This is a genomic window from Pseudomonas sp. GL-RE-29 (assembly GCF_019947275.1).
Classification (GTDB): Bacteria; Pseudomonadota; Gammaproteobacteria; order Pseudomonadales; family Pseudomonadaceae; genus Aquipseudomonas; species Aquipseudomonas fluorescens_A.
This window is the reverse complement of sequence record NZ_JAGYGD010000003.1, coordinates 12187-30387: the sequence shown is the minus strand read 5'-3', so window position 1 is coordinate 30387 and position 18201 is coordinate 12187. Positions and strand designations below refer to the sequence as shown.

Below are 18201 nucleotides of genomic sequence, written 5' to 3'. Positions count from 1 at the left end.
CCGAATGGACGTGGCCCTCCCATGAAACGCATCTCCGTGATCGACTCGCATACCGGCGGCGAACCGACCCGTCTGGTGACCGCCGGCTTTCCTGATCTGGGCAACGGCAGCATGGCCGAACGGCGCAAAATCCTGGCCGAGCAACATGACCAATGGCGCGCCGCCTGTGTGCTCGAACCACGGGGCAGCGACGTGCTGGTGGGCGCCCTGCTCTGCGAACCGGTTGACCCGAGCACCTGCGCCGGGGTGATTTTCTTCAACAACAGCGGTTACCTGGGCATGTGTGGCCACGGCACTATCGGCCTGGTGGCCTCGCTAGCCCATTTGGGCAAAATCGGGCCCGGCGTGCACAGCATCGAGACGCCGGTTGGCACGGTACAAGCCACCCTGCACGACGATCATTCGGTGAGCGTGCGCAACGTGCCGGCCTACCGTTATCGCAAGGCGCTGCAATTGCAGGTGCCCGGCATCGGTCAGGTGACAGGCGATGTCGCCTGGGGCGGGAACTGGTTTTTCCTGATCGCCGATCATGGCCTGCGAGTGGCCGGCGACAACCTTGACGCGCTGACCGCTTACACCTACGCCGTGCAGCAAGCGCTGGAAACCCAGGGGATTCGTGGCGAAGACGGCGGACTGATCGACCACGTCGAGCTGTTCGCCGATGACGTTCAGGCTGACAGCCGCAACTTCGTCCTGTGCCCCGGCAAAGCCTACGACCGTTCACCTTGTGGCACCGGCACCAGCGCCAAACTGGCCTGCCTGGCGGCCGACGACAAGTTGCAGCCCGGGCAGATCTGGCGTCAGGCGAGTGTCATCGGCAGCGAGTTCGAAGGCTCCTTCGAATGGCAAGGCGAGCGCATCGTACCGACCATTCGTGGCCGTGCGTTCATCAGTGCCGAAGCGAGTCTGATCATCGAACAGGACGACCCGTTCGCCTGGGGAATCCGCCCATGAATCAGGGCCTGGCCGCCGATGTCATCGTGATCGGCGCCGGCATCATCGGCGCGGCGTGCGCCCAGGCGCTGGCGCGTCGTGGTTTGCAGGTGCTGGTGCTCGACGCCGGCCTGCACGGCGCCACGGCGGCAGGCATGGGTCACCTGCTGGTGCTCGACGACAACCCGGCGGAGCTGGCCCTGAGTCAGTATTCCCTGCAGCGTTGGCGCGAGCTTGGGCCGGACTTGCCCGACGGCTGCGCCTATCGCAACAACGGCACGCTTTGGCTGGCGGCTAACGCCGAGGAAATGGCGGTCGCCCACAGCAAATACCTCAACCTGAAAGCCCAGGGCGAGGTGTGTGAACTGGTCAGCGCCAGTGCCTTGCGCCAGCGTGAACCGGAGCTGCGTGAAGGCCTTGAAGGCGGTCTGCTGATCAATGGCGACGGCATTCTGTATGCGCCCGCAACGGCCAACTGGATGCTCGACACACCGAACATCCGACAGCGCCGGGCGCGGGTCAGCGAGGTCGACGGCAACCGCGTGCGACTCGATGACGGCCAATGGTTGAGCGCCGAAGCCGTGGTGCTGGCCAACGGTATTCAGGCGACTGAACTGTGCCCGGAGCTGCCCATCGAGCCGAAAAAAGGTCACTTGCTGATCACCGATCGCTACCCCGCCACCGTCACTCATACCCTGGTGGAACTGGGTTACGTCACCAGTGCCCACAACGCCAAAGGCCCTTCGACGGCTTGCAATATTCAGCCGCGTCCGACCGGGCAATTGTTCATTGGCGCCTCGCGGCAATTCGGCACCACCGACCCGCAGGTGGAAGGCTGGATGCTGGCGAAAATGCTCAAGCGCGCCGCCGAATACATGCCGGGGCTGGCCCGGCTCAATGGCATCCGCGCCTGGACCGGGTTTCGCGCCGCCAGCCCCGATGGCTTGCCGCTGGTGGGTCAGCACCCGCAACGGCAAGGCTTGTGGCTGGCGGTCGGTCACGAAGGACTGGGCGTAACCACCGCCCCTGGCACCGCCGACCTGCTGGTGGCGCAACTGTTCAACGAAACCCCGCCACTGGCCGCGCAACCCTATCTGCCCCAACGTTTTCTCGGAGAACCCGCCTATGCCTGACTTGATGCTGGACGGCCGTGCCTTGCGGGTCGCCGAAGGCACCAGCGTCGCCGCTGCCCTCGCGTCAGGGAGCGACGGTTGCGCGCGCACGTCGGTTAGTGGTCAACGCCGCGCACCGCTGTGCGGTATGGGCATTTGCCAGGAATGCCGGGTGACCATCGACGGTCGACGTCGGCTGGCCTGCCAAACCCTCTGCCGAGACGGTATGCAGGTGGAGACACGCCCATGAACGAATACGCCGATCTGTTGATCATCGGTGCCGGCCCCGCAGGCATGGCCGCCGCACTGGCCGCCGCGCCGAGCGGTGCACGTATTGTCATGCTCGACGACAACCCACTGGCGGGCGGACAAATCTGGCGCGACGGTCCGCAGGCCAGCGTGCCGACTCAGGCCCTTCAGATGCGCGAGCGTGTGCAGTCACACAACAACATCCGCCACCACACCGGCACCCGGGTGATCGCCAATCCAGGCCCGAAACAGCTGCTGGTCGAAGATGAAGATCGAGGCTGGCTGATCAGCTACGACAAATTGATCCTGTGCACCGGTGCCCGCGAGTTGCTGCTGCCCTTCCCCGGCTGGACGCTGCCGGGTGTCACCGGGGCCGGGGGCTTGCAGGCGCTGATCAAGGCCGGACTACCGGTGCAGGATGAACGCGTGGTGATCGCCGGCAGCGGGCCGCTGCTATTGGCCAGCGCCGCCACTGCAAAAAAGCACGGCGCAAAAATACAACGCATCGCCGAGCAAGCCTCGCTCACTGCTGTTGCCGGTTTCGCCGCGCAACTGCCGCGCTGGCCTGGCAAATGGCTGCAATCGTTCAGTCTGTTCGATCGCAATTACCGCGCCGCTACTCACGTGCTGGCTGCCCTCGGCACGGATCGGCTTGAAGGCGTACGCCTGCAACAGCAAGGCAAAATCGTTGAACTAGTATGTGATCGGCTGGCCTGTGGTTTCGGCCTGATCCCGAACATTCAATTGGGCCAGGCATTGGGCTACGCCGTTGAAGGCCAAGCATTGGCGGTGGATGCCTGGCAGGCCAATCGCGTCGATCATTATGCGGCGGGTGAATGCACCGGTTTCGGCGGCAGTGAACTGGCCTTGGTAGAAGGCGCGATTGCGGGTCACGCCGCGGTCGGCGATGTCGAATCAGCCCGCCAATTGTGGCCGCGCCGGGCACGCTGGCAGGGGTTTGCCAGGGCACTGAATAAGGCCTTCGCCCTCGACCCGCGACTCAAAACCCTGGCCCGTCATGACACTCTGGTTTGTCGCTGCGAAGACGTACCCTACTCGGCGCTCGCCGGGCACTCGGACTGGCGCGCAGCCAAACTGTCCAGCCGCTGTGGCATGGGCGCCTGTCAGGGCCGTGTCTGTGGCGGTGCGGTGGAGCATCTGTTTGGCTGGCAACCCTCGGCGCCGCGTCCGCCCTTCAGCCCGGCGCGCATCGAAACCTTGATGTGCCTGGACGACACCCCGCCCGTGTGATGATTGCGTCAGGGGTTTCGGCCACGCTGCCGAGCCACTATGATCCCGGGGGTCGCCATCAGGCCCCCAACGCCATGTACCCCTCGCTCACCACGTTCAAACCCTGTGATTTGCCGACGCTGCTGAACAGCCTTCAGCCGATCGCGCCCCTGCTCGATACCCTGTCGGACGTGGTGTTTTTCATCAAGGACCGCGAGGCCCGCTACGCCTTCGTCAACCAGACCCTGGCCCGACGCTGCGGCTTCAAACACAGCGAAGAATTGCTCGGACGTACCGCCGACATGGTCTTCCCGGAGAACTTCGGCCCGCTCTACACCGAGCAGGATCGACGAGTGCTGTCCAGCGGCCGGGTACTGGCCGATCAACTGGAACTGCACCTGTATTTCGGCAACCAGCCGATCTGGTGCCTGACCCACAAACTCGCCCTGAAAGATGAACAGGGTCACATCGTTGGCCTGGCCGGTATTTCCCGTGACCTGCAATCGCCACAGTCCAGTCATCCGGCTTATCAGAAACTCGCGGCAGTGGATTCGCACATTCGTGATCACTTTGCCCGGCCGATCAGCCTTGCCGAATTGACGGACATTGCCGGGTATTCCGTGGCGCAACTGGAGCGTCACTGCAAACGGGTGTTCCAGCTCACCCCGCGGCAGATGATTCACAAGGCGCGGCTGGAAGAGGGTTCGCGGTTGTTGTTGCACAGTGATTTGCCGATTACGGAGATTGCCTTGCGGTGTGGGTATACGGACCACAGTGCGTTCAGTCGGCAGTTTCGGGCGTTGACCAGTTTGTCGCCGAGTCAGTATCGGGGGGATCGGGGTTAAGGCGCTTTTGGACCGGTGAGGCATATCCGTTTTTTGAGTTACGGCGGCTATGGGTTCCGCCCTTACGGCGGGTCACTTTGAAAACCCTGCTCGCGATGGAGGTCAACGATGACGCGGGGAGCCTGACACCCCGCGGTGCTCTCAGGTTTTTCGCGAGCAGGCTCGCTCCTACAGAGCACGCCGCCATCGGCCATCCATGGCCGGAGATCCATCAGCGGCCGTGCTCCCCTGTAGGAGCTGCCGAAGGCTGCGATCTTTTGATCCTGCCTTTGTCGTTGCTTCGCCCTTGTCATTTGCTTCAACGCCCGAGAGCGGCTACGTGCATTCGGTCTTTGGAAGAGGTGCAGACAGATCAAACGCCAAAGCCAATCAAGATCAAAAGATCGCAGCCTTCGGCAGCTCCTACAGGGTAAATGCGCACTCTTTCGACCAGGTCGGCTGTCAGGCCGCCTCGCTTTTCCAAGTGACGCGCCGTAAGGGCGAATCCGCCGGCGGCTGTTACCGAAGAAACGGATATGTACTCCCATGTTTCTTAACGGGGCACCGGAACGACTACTGCTCCCATATGTAACACCGACCAGCGAAACCACGACGCCCCCACCCAAAGCACGACCGCCAGAACACCTCTGCCTAAAGCCTCAACCACAAATTAAATCCAAAAACTGGAAACCGGCACATTGATTGCTATTGTTAATATCGTATACGAAATCCCCAATACGATAATTCAACAGCACTTAACCCAACGAGGCCTCTATGAAAAACCCCGCATTTGCCGTAGCCCTCAGCGCTGTTCTCAGTTCTTCCTTCGTCGCCACCGCCCAGGCCGACAAGCTCGACGACATCATTGGCTCCGGCAAGCTGCGCTGTGCCGTGACCCTGGACTTCCCGCCCATGGGTTTCCGCGATGCGAGTAACAACCCGGCCGGTTTCGACGTGGACTACTGCAACGACCTCGCGAAGATTCTAGGAGTCGAGGCTGAAGTGGTCGAGACGCCCTTCCCCGACCGTATCCCGGCACTGGTTTCCGGCCGGGCCGACGTGATTGTTGCATCCACGTCCGACACCCTCGAACGCGCCAAGACCGTCGGCCTCACCGTGCCCTACTTCGCGTTCCAGATGGTCGTGCTGACCCGCGACAACACCGGCATCAATGGCTTCGACGACCTCAAGGGCAAACCGGTGGGCAACACCAGCGGCACCTACGAGGCCATCGCCCTGGAGAAAGATGTGAAGAACTGGGGCAGCGGCAGTTTCCGGGCCTATCAGTCGCAGAACGACACGCTGCTGGCCGTCGCCCAGGGCCATATCGACGCTACCGTGGTCACCAATACCGTCGCCGCCGCCACGCTCAAATCGGGCAAGTACAAAAACCTCAAAGTCGCCGGCAATGCGCCGTATGTGATCGACTATGTGTCCCTCGGCGCCAAGCGCAGCGAGTATGGCCTGCTCAACTACCTCGACCTGTTCGTCAACCAGCAGGTGCGCACCGGGCGTTACAAGGAGCTGTTCGTCAAATGGGTCGGCACCGACATCGCACCGGCCGACCTGACCGTGCCAAAGGTCTATTACTAAGGTGTCCGGCATGCCCAGGTCCATTTCTCTGACCGGTCGTAGCCTGGTCGCGGGCGCCGCCGAGGGTACCCTGTTGTTCGCCGATGTCGGGTTGAGTTTCTGGGGCGGGGTTGACTCCGCCAGTGGCGAGGTCATCGATCGCCACCACCCGCTCAGCGGCGAACACTTGGCCGGCCGTGTGCTGGCGATCCCCAGCGGGCGCGGCTCGTGCACCGGCAGCAGCGTGATGATGGAACTGATCAGCAACGGTCATGCACCGGCGGCATTGGTGCTGGCCGAAGCCGATGAGATCCTGACCCTGGGCGTGCTCGTCGCGCAGACGATTTTCGAGCGTTCCCTGCCGGTGCTGTGCATCGGCCAGGAGGCCTTCGCCGCCCTGCGCGGCAAGACTTTTGCCCGGGTCGAAGATTCAACACTGACTACATTCGAACACCTGCCGGGCGATGCCTGGCAGGCACTCGAAAATCAGCCGCAGACAGAAGACCGACCTACCGCTATCGAACTCACCGAACACGATCAAGCGCTGCTCGACGGCCAGCACGGCAAGGCTGCACAAATGGCCATGCAGATCGTCCTGCGCATGGCAGAACTGCAAGGCGCCCGCCAATTGGTGGATGTCACCCAGGCGCACATCGACGGCTGCATTTACACAGGACCGGCGAGCCTGCAATTTGCCCGGCAACTGGTGCAATGGGGCGCGAAGGTTCGAGTGCCCACCACCCTCAATTCGATTTCCGTGGATCAGCGCCGCTGGCGCGAATTGGGCATCGACCCCGCGCTCGGCGAACCGGCCAGTGCCTTGGGTGATGCCTACATGGCAATGGGCGCGCAACTGAGTTTTACCTGTGCGCCGTACCTGCTCGACAGTGCGCCCAAGGCTGGCGAGCAGATTGTCTGGGCCGAATCCAACGCCGTGGTTTACGCCAACAGCGTGCTCGGCGCCCGCACGCTGAAGTATCCGGACTACCTCGACATCTGCATCGCCCTGACCGGCCGCGCGCCGTTGATTGGCTGCCACCTCGACGCGCCACGCAAGGCCCGGTTGCAGATCGAGTTGCCCGCCCTCGGTGAACTGGACGATGCCTTTTATCCGCTGCTCGGCTATCACATCGGCACACTGGCCGGCAGCCGCGTGCCACTGGTGCTAGGCCTGGAAAACCGCAAGCCGACCCTGGACGATCTCAAAGCCTTCGGTGCAGCGTTCGCCACCACCTCGGCGGCGCCGCTGTTTCATATCGCCGGGGTCACGCCGGAGGCCATCGACCCGGCACAGGTGCTGGAAGCGGACGAATCCATACCCGTGGAAAAAATCCACCTGAAGGACCTTCTGCTCAGTTGGCGCGAGCTCAACAGTGCCCGTGACAATCGCGTGGATGTGGTGTCACTGGGCAACCCGCATTTTTCCCTCAGCGAGTTCGCCCACCTCGCGCAGCTGTGCCGGGGCCGGCACAAACACCCGGACGTGGTGGTCGCCATCACTTGCGGGCGTGCCGTGCTGGAACAGTCGCGCGAAGCCGGGTATATCGCGGTGATCGAAACCTTCGGCGCCACGCTGGTCACCGACACCTGCTGGTGCATGCTCGGCGAGCCGGTAATTCCGCTGGCCGCGAAAAACCTCATGACCAACTCCGGCAAGTACGCCCATTACGCCCCAGGGCTGGTGGGTCGAAAAGTGCATTTCGCCAGCCTCGCCGAATGCGTCAATGCCGCTTGTAACGCCACGGCCAGCGGACGCCTGCCGGCCTGGCTGCTACCTGCCGCCCACCTGGAGAGCCCCGTGCATGTTTGATTACACCTTCCAATGGCGCGCGGCCCTGCGCGCCCTGCCGGACATGCTCGCCGGCGCCCTGGTCACCTTCGAGACCGCAGCGCTGTCGATGATCTTCGGCGTGCTGATTGCCCTGGCCCTGACGGTCATGCGCGAAAGCAAAAATACGCTGCTGCGCGGGTTCGGCAACGGCTGGGTATCGATTGCCCGCAACACACCGTCGCTGTTCCAGATCTATGTCCTGTACTTCGGACTTGGTTCGCTGGGGTTGCATGTCAGTTCGTGGCTGGCGCTGCTGGCGGGGATCACCTTCAACAACGCCGGTTATCTCGCGGAAAACTTCCGCGGCGGCCTCAAGGCCGTTCCCACGACACAGGTACGCGCCGCGCGTTCGCTGGGCATGAGTGCCTTCCAGGCCTACCGGATGATCATCGTCCCGCAGCTGCTGCGGATCGTCTTCTACCCGCTGACCAATCAGATGGTCTGGGCGGTGTTGATGACGTCGCTGGGGGTGATCGTCGGGCTGAACAATGACCTGACCGGCGTGACCCAGGAATACAACGTCAAAACCTTCCGCACTTTCGAATATTTCGCCATCGCGGCCGTGCTGTATTACGCGATTGCCAAGGCGATCGTCGCGACAGCCCGGCTGATGGCCTGGCGGTTGTTCCGTTACTGAGGAGTGTCCATGTTTGCCACCGATTTTTCCTCGAACGACCTGTTGTTCCTGCTCAACGGCGCCTGGGTCACGCTGCAGTTGACGTTCTGGTCGATCATCCTCGGCTCCATCGCCGGGCTGCTGTTCGGTTTGCTGCGCGCCCTGTTGCCACGGGCCAGCCTGCCGCTGGCCTGGGTGCTGGACGTGTTTCGCAGCGTGCCGCTGCTGATCCAGTTCGTGCTGTTCAACTCACTGAAAAGCATCGTCGGCCTGAACATCAGCGCGTTCAGCGTCGGTTGCATCGTGCTAGGGACCTACACCGCCGCGTACTTCACCGAGATCGTGCGCGGCGGCGTGCTGGCAGTGCCGTTCACGGTACGCCGGGCCAGTCGTTCGCTGGGCCTGAGCTTTTTGCAGGACCTGCGCTGGATCGTCCTGCCGATGGCCACCCGCGTCGCCTTCCCCGGCTGGCTGAACCTGGTGCTCGGTGTGATGAAAGACACTGCGCTGGTGATGTGGATCGGCATCGTCGAACTGCTGCGCGCCTCGCAAACCATCGTGACCCGCATCCAGGAACCGTTGCTGGTGCTGTGCATCGCGGGCCTTATCTACTACGTCATGAGCCTGGTGGTTGCACGCCTGGGCGCTCGTCTGGAAAGAAGGTGGCAAGAAAATGATTGAGATCGACAACGTACATAAATCCTTCGGCAACCTGGAAGTGGTCAAGGGCGTGAACCTGACGGTGAACAAGGGCGAGGTGGTGTCGATCATCGGCGGCTCGGGTTCCGGCAAGTCGACCCTGCTGATGTGCATCAACGGCCTGGAGCCGATCCAGAAAGGCAACATCCGCGTCGACGGAGTCGAAGTCCATCACAGCGCCACCGACCTCAATCGCCTGCGGCAGAAGATCGGCATCGTGTTCCAGCAGTGGAATGCCTTCCCGCATCTGACCGTGCTGGAAAACGTCATGCTCGCACCACGCAAGGTGCTGGGCAAAAGCAAGGCCGAAGCCGAGGAACTGGCAGTGCAACAACTGACCCATGTGGGGCTGGGCGACAAGCTCAAGACCTTCCCCGGCAAGCTGTCCGGCGGTCAGCAACAACGCATGGCCATCGCCCGCGCCCTGGCCATGTCGCCGGACTACATGCTGTTCGACGAGGCCACCTCGGCCCTCGACCCGCAACTGGTGGGCGAGGTGTTGGACACCATGCGCATGCTGGCTGAAGACGGCATGACCATGGTTCTGGTGACCCACGAGATCCGCTTTGCCCGCGATGTTTCCGACCGGGTGGCGTTCTTTCGCAATGGTCTGGTGCATGAAATCGGGTCGCCGGATCAGGTGATTGGCAATCCGCTGCATGCGGAGACGGCGGCGTTTCTTAAATCGGTGAAATAACCACTGGCCTCATCGCTGGCAAGCCAGCTCCCACAGTGATTTGGAGTGGTCACCGATTTTGTGTACACCATCAAACCTGTGGAAGCTGGCTTGCCAGCGATGAGGCCATCACAGGTATTACAAGGAGGAAAGCATGCGCTCATCAAAAGTCATCCACGTCGTCAGCTGCCACGCCGAAGGTGAAGTCGGCGATGTGATCGTCGGCGGCGTCGCACCGCCGCCCGGCGACACGGTGTGGGAACAGTCACGCTGGATTGCCAAGGATGAAACCCTGCGCAACTTCGTGCTCAACGAACCGCGCGGCGGGGTGTTTCGTCACGTCAACCTGCTGGTTCCCGCCAAAGACCCAAGGGCACAAATGGCCTGGATCATCATGGAACCGGCGGACACCCCACCGATGTCCGGCTCGAACTCGCTGTGCGTGGCCACCGTGTTGCTCGACAGCGGCATCCTGCCGATGACCGAACCGCAAACCCGTCTGGTGCTGGAGGCGCCCGGCGGCTTGATCGAGGCCGTGGCCGACTGCCGTGACGGTAAGGTCGAACGGGTAGAAATCAAAAACGTACCCTCCTTCGCCGATCGCCTGGATGCGTGGATCGAAGTCGAAGGTCTCGGCTCGCTCAAGGTCGATACCGCTTACGGTGGCGACAGCTTTGTGATCGCTGATGCCAAGGGCCTGGGCTTTTCCATCCGCCCGGACGAAGCGGCTGATCTGGTGGAGGTCGGGCTGAAAATCACCCGTGCCGCCAACGAACAACTGGGTTTCGTTCATCCGCTGAATCCGGACTGGTCGCACATTTCTTTCTGCCAGATTGCCGCGCCCATCGTCCATGAAAACGGCATCGCCACCGGCGCCAACGCCGTGGTCATTCAGCCGGGCAAAATCGACCGCTCGCCCACTGGCACCGGTTGCTCGGCGCGCATGGCGGTGTTGCAGGCCAAGGGTTTGATGCAGGTCGGCGAGCGGTTTATCGGGCGTTCGATCCTGGGTTCCGAGTTCCACTGCCGCATCGATTCGCTGACCGAAGTGGCCGGTCGCGCCGCCATCTATCCGTGCATTTCCGGGCGTGCCTGGATCACCGGCACCCACCAATTGCTGCTCGACCCGAGCGATCCGTGGCCGCAGGGTTATCGCCTCTCGGATACCTGGCCCGGTGCATGACATAGAGCTTTTTGTGGCGAGGGAGCTTGCTCCCGCTGGGCTGCGCAGCGGCCCCAATTTGCAGTGTGTCTGATGAAGCTGATGCTCTGGTTTTACGACTGCGCAGGCGAGCGGGAGCAAGCTCCCTCGCCACGATGTTACCGCCAGACCAACGGCTAACTAATTTCCTTAAAACCTGAAAAAAGCACTAGCCGAATTCTTTCACTTTAAATATCGTATACGAAATACAAAAACGAACTGGAGGCAACAATGAGCAAGCGTATTAACTGGAGTGGCGTCTTCCCTGCGGTAACCACTCAATTCAACGATGACTTCACCATCAACCTCGATAAAACCCATCAAGTGATTTCCAACGTCATTCGTGATGGCGTGTCGGGTCTGGTGGTTTGCGGTTCGGTGGGTGAAAACACCTCGCTGACCGCCGAAGAAAAAATCGCCGTGACGGAAGTCGCAGTGGATGCCTCTCGCGGTCGAGTGCCGGTGATCTGCGGCGTTGCTGAATTCACCAGTGTGCAAGCGGCCAAGGTCGCCAACGCCGTGCGCAAGGTCGGTGTCGATGGCGTGATGCTGATGCCGGCGCTGGTCTACGGTTCCAAGCCCTTCGAAACCGCCGAGCACTACCGCTACGTGGCGAAAAACGCCGACGTACCGCTGATGGTCTATAACAACCCGCCGATCTACAAAAACGATGTGACCCCGGACATCCTGATTTCCCTGGCCGACTGCGACAACGTGGTGTGCTTCAAGGATTCCTCGGGCGACACCCGTCGCTTCATCGACGTGCGCAATGAAGTGGGCGACCGTTTTGTGCTGTTCGCCGGCCTGGATGACGTGGTGCTGGAAAGCATCGCCGTCGGTGCTGAAGGCTGGGTCTCGGGCATGTCCAACGTATTCCCGAAAGAAGGCGAAACCATCTTCCGTCTGGCCAAGGCTGGACGCTTCGCCGAGGCCATGCCGATCTACGAATGGCTGATGCCGATCCTGCACCTCGACGCCCGTGCCGACCTGGTGCAGTGCATCAAGTTGTGCGAAGCCATCGCCGGTCGCGGTAGCGCACTGACCCGTCCACCACGCCTAGCCCTGCCGGAAGCCGATCGAGTGTTCGTCGAGCAGATCATGGCCAAGGCCCTGGCCAACCGTCCGCAGCTGCCGGACGTCGGTCTCTGAGTGATTGCCGGGCGGACCTTCGCGGTCCGGCCCGGCTGCCTGTTTTTTGCGCCTCTACAGGAAACGCCAGCATGTCCAATCCTCAACACACCTCAAGCGCAACCACCCCCTCGGGACTCAAGCGTGTCGTCGCGGCCGCCATGGCCGGCACCGTCGCCGAGTGGTATGAATTCTTTCTCTACGGTACGGCGTCGGCATTGGTTTTCGGCCAGTTGTTCTTTCGCCAGACCGACAGCCCCATCGACGGCATCATCGCTGCCTTCGCCCTCTACGCCGTGGGTTTTCTCGCCCGCCCGCTGGGCGGTTTGGTGTTCGGTCACTACGGTGACAAATTCGGCCGCAAGCGCCTGCTGCAACTGAGCCTGGTGGTGGTCGGCATCACTACGTTCCTGATGGGCTGCCTGCCTGGTTTCGATCAGATCGGCTACGCGGCGCCGGTATTGCTGGTGCTGCTGCGGCTGATCCAGGGCTTCGCCTTTGGCGGCGAATGGGGTGGCGCGATTCTGCTGGTGTCCGAGCACTGCCCGGACAACCGCCGTGGCTTCTGGGCCAGTTGGCCGCAAGCGGGTGTGCCGGCCGGCAACCTGGTGGCGACGGTTGCCCTGCTGCTGTTGTCGTCGAACCTGTCGGAACAGGACTTCCTCGCCTGGGGCTGGCGTGTGGCGTTCTGGTTCTCGGCGGTGGTCGTGTTGATCGGCTACTGGATTCGCACCAGCGTCGATGACGCCCCGATCTTCAAGGAAGCCCAGGCCCGTCAAGCACAAACCAAGCAGCAACAATTGGGCGTGGTGGAAGTGCTGCGCCACCACTGGCGTTCGGTGCTGGTGGGCATCGGCGCGCGGTTTGCCGAGAACATCCTCTACTACACCGTCGTGACCTTCTCGATCACTTACCTGAAGCTGGTAGTGCACAAGGACACTTCAGAGATTCTGCTCCTGATGTTCGGTGCGCACCTGCTGCACTTCTTCCTGATCCCGCTGATGGGTTATCTGTCAGATCTGGTCGGGCGCAAACCGGTGTATCTGGTGGGTGCGGTGCTTACCGCGTTCTGGGGTTTTGTCGGTTTCCCGATGATGGACACGGGTAACAACTGGCTGATCATGGCGGCGATCACTCTCGGCCTGGCCATCGAATCGATGACCTATGCACCGTACTCGGCGCTGATGGCCGAGATGTTCCCGACCCACGTGCGCTACACCGCGTTGTCGCTGTGCTACCAGGTTGCGCCGATTTTCGCCGGCTCCCTGGCGCCGCTGATCGCCATCACCCTGCTCAACAAGTACCACAGCTCGACACCCATCGCCTGGTACCTGGTGGGTGCATCGCTGATTTCCATCGTCGCCGTTGGCTTGACCCGTGAAACCCGTGGCAAGTCGCTGCATGCGGTGGATGCCGAGGCTGCTGCGCGGATTGCGGCGCTGGACAACGCCGTTCCTGCCACTCCACGCCGCAGCGATTCACTAGCCTGACTACGAACGCAAACCTTGTAGGAGCCGGCTTGCTGGCGATTATCGCGACGCGGTATGCCTGACACGCCGCCATCGCTGGCAAGCCAGCTCCTACAGAGGTTTCGCCGCAAACTTTATGACCGGAGTTTTTTTCATGTCCGAGATCCTCGGCCACAACTACATCGGCGGCACACGCAGCGCCGCCGGCAGCCTCGCGCTGCAAAGCCATGACGCCAGCACTGGCGAAGCCCTGCCCTTCTCTTTCGCGCAAGCCACCGCAGATGAAGTAGACGCCGCCGCACAAGCCGCTGCTGTCGCCTACCCAACATTCCGTAACTTGCCCGCCGCACGCCGTGCCGACTTCCTTGATGCCATCGCCGCACAACTGGATGCCCTGGATGATGAATTCGTCGCCCTGGTCACCCGCGAAACCGCGTTGCCGAGCGGCCGCATTCAAGGCGAGCGCGGCCGCACCAGCGGTCAGATGCGCCTGTTCGCCCAGGTCCTGCGACGCGGCGACTTCTACGCTGCACGCATCGACCGCGCCCTGCCCGACCGTCAACCGCTGCCGCGAGTCGACCTGCGTCAGTACCGGATCGGCGTCGGCCCGGTGGCGGTGTTCGGCGCCAGCAATTTCCCCCTGGCATTCTCCACGGCCGGCGGCGATACCGCAGCGGCGCTGGCCGCCGGCTGCCCGGTGGTGTTCAAGGCCCATAGCGGGCACATGGCGACCGCTGAAATCGTCGCCAATGCCATCATCCGCGCAGCCGAACAAACCGACATGCCCAAAGGTGTGTTCAACATGATCTACGGCGCCGGCGTGGGTGAAGCGCTGGTCAAGCATCCGGCGATCCAGGCCGTCGGCTTCACCGGTTCGCTTAAAGGTGGGCGAGCCCTCGGCGACATGGCCGCCGCGCGACCACAACCGATCCCGGTGTTCGCCGAAATGAGCAGCATCAACCCGGTCGTAGTGTTGCCAGAAGCACTGCAGGTGCGTGGCGAGAAAATCGCCAGCGAACTGGTGGCTTCGGTGGTGCAGGGTTGCGGTCAGTTCTGTACTAATCCGGGATTGGTGATCGGCATCCGCTCACCGCAGTTCAGCGCTTTTACCGCGCAACTCGCTACGCTGATGGCCGAACAACCAGCACAAACCATGCTCAACGCCGGCACGCTCGCCAGTTATGGAAAAGGCGTGCAGGCCTTGATCAGCCATCCGGGAATAACCCATCTGGCGGGCCACGAACAGCGTGGCAATCAGGCGCGACCGCAACTGTTCAAGGCCGACGTGAGTCTGCTGCTCAAGGGTGATCCCCTGCTCCAGGAAGAAGTATTCGGCCCGACCACGATCATCGTCGAAGTCGCCGACAAGGCTGAACTGCAACAGGCGCTGAACAGCCTGCACGGCCAGCTCACCGCGACCCTGATCGGCGAAGCGCAGGACCTGCAAGATCATGCGGGTTTGCTGGCACTGCTGGAACAAAAAGTCGGCCGGGTGCTGTTCAACGGCTACCCCACTGGCGTCGAAGTCTGCGATGCGATGGTGCATGGCGGGCCTTATCCGGCTACTTCGGACGCCCGTGGAACGTCGGTCGGCACCTTGGCCATCGAGCGTTTCCTGCGTCCGGTGTGCTATCAGAACTGCCCGGATGCGCTGCTGCCCGATGCCCTGAAAAACGCCAATCCGCTGGGTATCGCTCGACTTGTCGACGGTAACAGCCAGAGAAACCCAATCTAAAAAACACTCAAAAAACCTGTGGGAGCTGGCTTGCCAGCGATAGCGGTCTGACAGTCAACATCAATGTTGAATCTGCCGACCTCATCGCTGGCAGCCAGCTCCCACAGGGTCAAACCTGATTGTCCGATGCTTTGAAATTCGCCTTGTCGACGGCAACAGCCAGAGAAACCCAATCTAAATAACACTTAAAAACCTGTGGGAGCTGGCTTGCCAGCGATGGCGGTCTGACAGTCAACATCAATGTTGAATCTGCCGCCCTCATCGCTGGCAAGCCAGCTCCCACAGGGTCAAACCTGATTGTCCGATGCTTTGAAATTCGCCTTGTCGACGGCAACAGCCAGAGAAACCCAATCTAAATAACACTTAAAAAAACCTGTGGGAGCTGGCTTGCCAGCGATGGCGGTCTGACAGTCAACATCGAGGTTGAATGTGTCGGCCTCATCGCTGGCAAGCCAGCTCCCACAGGGTCAAACCTGATTGTCCGATGCTTTGAAGTTCGCCTTGTCGACGGCAACAGCCAGAGAGACCCAATCTAAATAACACTTAAAAACCTGTGGGAGCTGGCTTGCCAGCGATGGCGGTCTGACAGTCAACATCGATATTGAATGTGCTTGCCTCATCGCTGGCAAGCCAGCTCCTACAGGGTTAGGTGATCAGGCCAGAAGCGCCTTCAGATCGTTGTACAGGGCCTCAGGAATTTGCACCCCCTCCACCAAACTCCGGGCCCGCGCCGCATAACGCCGCTGCGACGGCAAGCGCGCGCCCTGCCCCTCGATGCCCTGGAACAACGCCTCGGCCCGGGCCAAATGCTCCGGCGCCGCATCCCCCAAGAAGCGTCGTGGATCCAGCGCAATGATCAGCTCGCCATGGTACGGCGACGACTTGCTGCCGGCGTCGTAGGCCAGCGATTCGGCGCTGGTCAGGTCACCGATCAACGGCCCGGCAATCAACTCCACCATCGCCGCCAGCGCCGAGCCCTTGTGCCCGCCGAAGGTCAGCATCGCGCCGCTGTCGAGCACCACGTTGGCATCGGTACTCGGCAGGCCCTGGGCGTCCACGCCCCAGCCTTCGGGGATCGCTTTGCCGGCACGGCGGTGCAGTTCGATGTCGCCACGGGCGATGGCGCTGGTGGCAAAGTCGAACACGAAGGGATCCTGCCCTGCGCGAGGCCAGCCGAAGGCAATCGGATTGGTGCCGAACACCGGCAACCGTCCACCCGCCGGAGCGACCCAGGCATGACTCGGATTACACGCCAGCGCGACCAGTCCGGCAGCGGTCAATTGCTCGATCTCAACCCACAACGCAGAGAAATGTACGCAGCGATTGATCGCCATCGCTGCAATCCCGTTGGCCCGGGTCTTCTCCTCCAACAATGGCAGCCCCGCCTGAAACGCTAACTGCGAAAAACCACCAGCGGCATCCACGCGCACGATCGACGGTGCCTGGTCGATCACCTCGGGCTCGGCATCGGCCGACACCTTGCCGGCGCGCAGGGAATTCACACATCCCAGAACCCGATACAAGCCGTGGGAGGCACAGCCGTCAAGCTCGCCGGCGATCACCGTCGCCGCCACCGCTTGCGCGTGGGCCAGGTTGAAACCGTTGTGCAACAGGATCGATTCGGCCAACTCGCGGGCCTCGATCAGGGTCAATCGGATCATGATCATCTCCTTGAACAGACCGCTCAGGGTGGTCTATTCGAGGCTGCATGGCTTGATGGGTTTGGGCGTGGGGAGTGACGAAATCGGCACAGGACTGCCGAGTAATTGCTCATACCAAAGGGTTAATGGCAAACACCCATGTCTACTGGTCGCTGCAGTGTTTTGGCCATAAATTTCCCTCTAAATCCAGAACACACAGGGGTGTTGAAAAATGACTGATGAGACGAGCGGAACAACCCGTCGGGCCTTGATGACCACCGGTGCAGTGGTAGCTGCTCTGGCCGTGGCCGCGCCTGTGCTGGCAGCGCAGCAAGCGCCGGCTGCCGCACCTTCAAGTGGCAAAAGCGACGGCAATGCGAGCGGTTCGGGCACGATCACTGTGAAGGATGGAACCCAGATTTTCTACAAGGACTGGGGCAGCGGCCAACCGATTGTGTTTCACCATGGCTGGCCGCTTTCCAGTGACGACTGGGATACGCAAATGCTGTTTTTCCTCAGCAAGGGCTTTCGGGTCATCGCCCACGATCGCCGTGGTCACGGCCGCTCCTCCCAGACTGCTGTCGGCAACGAAATGGACACTTACGCCGCTGACGTGGCAGAACTGATGGCACACCTCGACATCAAGAATGCCGTGCACGTCGGCCACTCCACCGGCGGTGGTGAAGTGGCGCGTTATGTGGCTCGCCATGGCCGTGGCCGCGTAGCAAAAGCGGTGCTGATCGGCGCCGTGCCGCCGATCATGCTGCGCACCGAAAAAAACCCCGGCGGGATCCCCCAAGACGTCTTCGACGACCTGCGCAAAGCCGTGGCCGACAACCGCTCGCAGTTTTACCGCGATTTCCCCAGCGGGCCGTTTTATGGCTTCAACCGCCCGGGTGCAAAAGTGTCTCAAGCGATCATCGATAACTGGTGGCGCCAGGGCATGAACGGCGGGGCCAAGGCCCAGTACGACTGCATTCGCGCCTTCTCGGAAACCGACTTCACCGATGACCTGAAGAACATCGACGTGCCAACCCTGGTGATGCACGGAGAAGATGACCAGATCGTGCCCATCGCCGACTCGGCACACCTGTCGATCAAATTGCTCAAGAAAGGCACGCTGAAAACCTACCCCGGCCTGCCCCATGGCCTGTGCACAACCAACGCCGACGTCATCAATACAGACCTGCTGGCCTTCATCAAAAGCTGACAGCGAAACACTAGATTGACAGCAACCGTATCGCAGCTGCCGGACCCTGACAAAAAGTCATGTTCGGCAGCTCGCG

The 18201-nt window shown here is 61.7% G+C and carries 16 protein-coding genes; 15 read left to right on the top strand and 1 reads right to left on the bottom strand.

Translation table 11 applies throughout. The features are described 5' to 3' along the window. Positions 1-21: 21 nt before the first annotated feature. The 14 genes from KGB21_RS03625 to KGB21_RS03560 all read left to right on the top strand — a co-directional run bounded on the left by KGB21_RS03625 (position 22) and on the right by KGB21_RS03560 (position 15275). Positions 22-954, top strand: coding sequence for a 4-hydroxyproline epimerase (locus KGB21_RS03625; protein WP_223503597.1), 933 nt, complete (start codon positions 22-24; stop codon positions 952-954). After that, positions 951-2066, top strand: coding sequence for an NAD(P)/FAD-dependent oxidoreductase (locus KGB21_RS03620; RefSeq protein ID WP_034150198.1), 1116 nt, complete (start codon positions 951-953; stop codon positions 2064-2066). Before KGB21_RS03625 ends, KGB21_RS03620 begins: the two co-directional genes overlap by 4 nt. Further along, on the top strand, positions 2059-2295 hold the full coding sequence (locus KGB21_RS03615) for a (2Fe-2S)-binding protein (RefSeq protein ID WP_223503595.1): 237 nt from the start codon (positions 2059-2061) through the stop codon (positions 2293-2295). The genes KGB21_RS03620 and KGB21_RS03615 overlap by 8 nt, the downstream gene beginning before the upstream one ends. After that, positions 2292-3545, top strand: coding sequence for an FAD/NAD(P)-binding oxidoreductase (locus KGB21_RS03610; protein ID WP_223503593.1), 1254 nt, complete (start codon positions 2292-2294; stop codon positions 3543-3545). Before KGB21_RS03615 ends, KGB21_RS03610 begins: the two co-directional genes overlap by 4 nt. Positions 3546-3619: 74 nt before the next feature. Then, positions 3620-4369, top strand: a complete 750-nt coding sequence (locus KGB21_RS03605) for an AraC family transcriptional regulator (RefSeq protein ID WP_223503591.1) — start codon at positions 3620-3622, stop codon at positions 4367-4369. Between the two features lie 753 nt (positions 4370-5122). Then, positions 5123-5941 (top strand): transporter substrate-binding domain-containing protein, encoded by an 819-nt coding sequence (locus KGB21_RS03600; protein ID WP_034150202.1) that lies wholly within the window; start codon positions 5123-5125, stop codon positions 5939-5941. 10 nt (positions 5942-5951) lie between these two features. Then, a complete protein-coding gene (locus KGB21_RS03595) occupies positions 5952-7730 on the top strand; it encodes an aconitase X (RefSeq protein ID WP_223503589.1) in 1779 nt (592 codons plus the stop codon). Then, positions 7723-8388 (top strand): amino acid ABC transporter permease, encoded by a 666-nt coding sequence (locus KGB21_RS03590; protein ID WP_034150204.1) that lies wholly within the window; start codon positions 7723-7725, stop codon positions 8386-8388. The genes KGB21_RS03595 and KGB21_RS03590 overlap by 8 nt, the downstream gene beginning before the upstream one ends. Positions 8389-8397: 9 nt before the next feature. Continuing rightward, complete coding sequence (locus KGB21_RS03585) at positions 8398-9048, top strand: amino acid ABC transporter permease (protein WP_034150205.1); 651 nt, start codon at positions 8398-8400, stop codon at positions 9046-9048. Continuing rightward, positions 9041-9763, top strand: coding sequence for an amino acid ABC transporter ATP-binding protein (locus KGB21_RS03580; RefSeq protein ID WP_034150206.1), 723 nt, complete (start codon positions 9041-9043; stop codon positions 9761-9763). The genes KGB21_RS03585 and KGB21_RS03580 overlap by 8 nt, the downstream gene beginning before the upstream one ends. A 133-nt stretch (positions 9764-9896) precedes the next feature. Continuing rightward, positions 9897-10925 (top strand): trans-3-hydroxy-L-proline dehydratase, encoded by a 1029-nt coding sequence (locus tag KGB21_RS03575; protein WP_223503587.1) that lies wholly within the window; start codon positions 9897-9899, stop codon positions 10923-10925. A 249-nt stretch (positions 10926-11174) separates the two neighbouring features. Beyond that, complete coding sequence (locus KGB21_RS03570; RefSeq protein WP_034150208.1) at positions 11175-12092, top strand: dihydrodipicolinate synthase family protein; 918 nt, start codon at positions 11175-11177, stop codon at positions 12090-12092. Between the two features lie 71 nt (positions 12093-12163). Then, positions 12164-13561 (top strand): fosfomycin efflux MFS transporter AbaF, encoded by a 1398-nt coding sequence (gene abaF, locus KGB21_RS03565; protein ID WP_034150209.1) that lies wholly within the window; start codon positions 12164-12166, stop codon positions 13559-13561. 133 nt (positions 13562-13694) lie between these two features. Next, positions 13695-15275 (top strand): aldehyde dehydrogenase (NADP(+)), encoded by a 1581-nt coding sequence (locus KGB21_RS03560; RefSeq protein ID WP_223503585.1) that lies wholly within the window; start codon positions 13695-13697, stop codon positions 15273-15275. Between the two features lie 653 nt (positions 15276-15928). On the opposite strand, the gene KGB21_RS03555 is transcribed toward KGB21_RS03560, so the two are convergent. Next, a complete protein-coding gene (locus tag KGB21_RS03555) occupies positions 15929-16936 on the bottom strand; it encodes an Ldh family oxidoreductase (protein ID WP_223503584.1) in 1008 nt (335 codons plus the stop codon). Between the two features lie 211 nt (positions 16937-17147). On the opposite strand from KGB21_RS03555, the gene KGB21_RS03550 reads away from it, so the two are divergent. Continuing rightward, positions 17148-18125: an alpha/beta fold hydrolase gene (locus KGB21_RS03550; RefSeq protein WP_223503582.1), complete on the top strand. Its 978-nt coding sequence runs from the start codon at positions 17148-17150 to the stop codon at positions 18123-18125. The last annotated feature ends 76 nt before the right edge of the window (positions 18126-18201 follow it).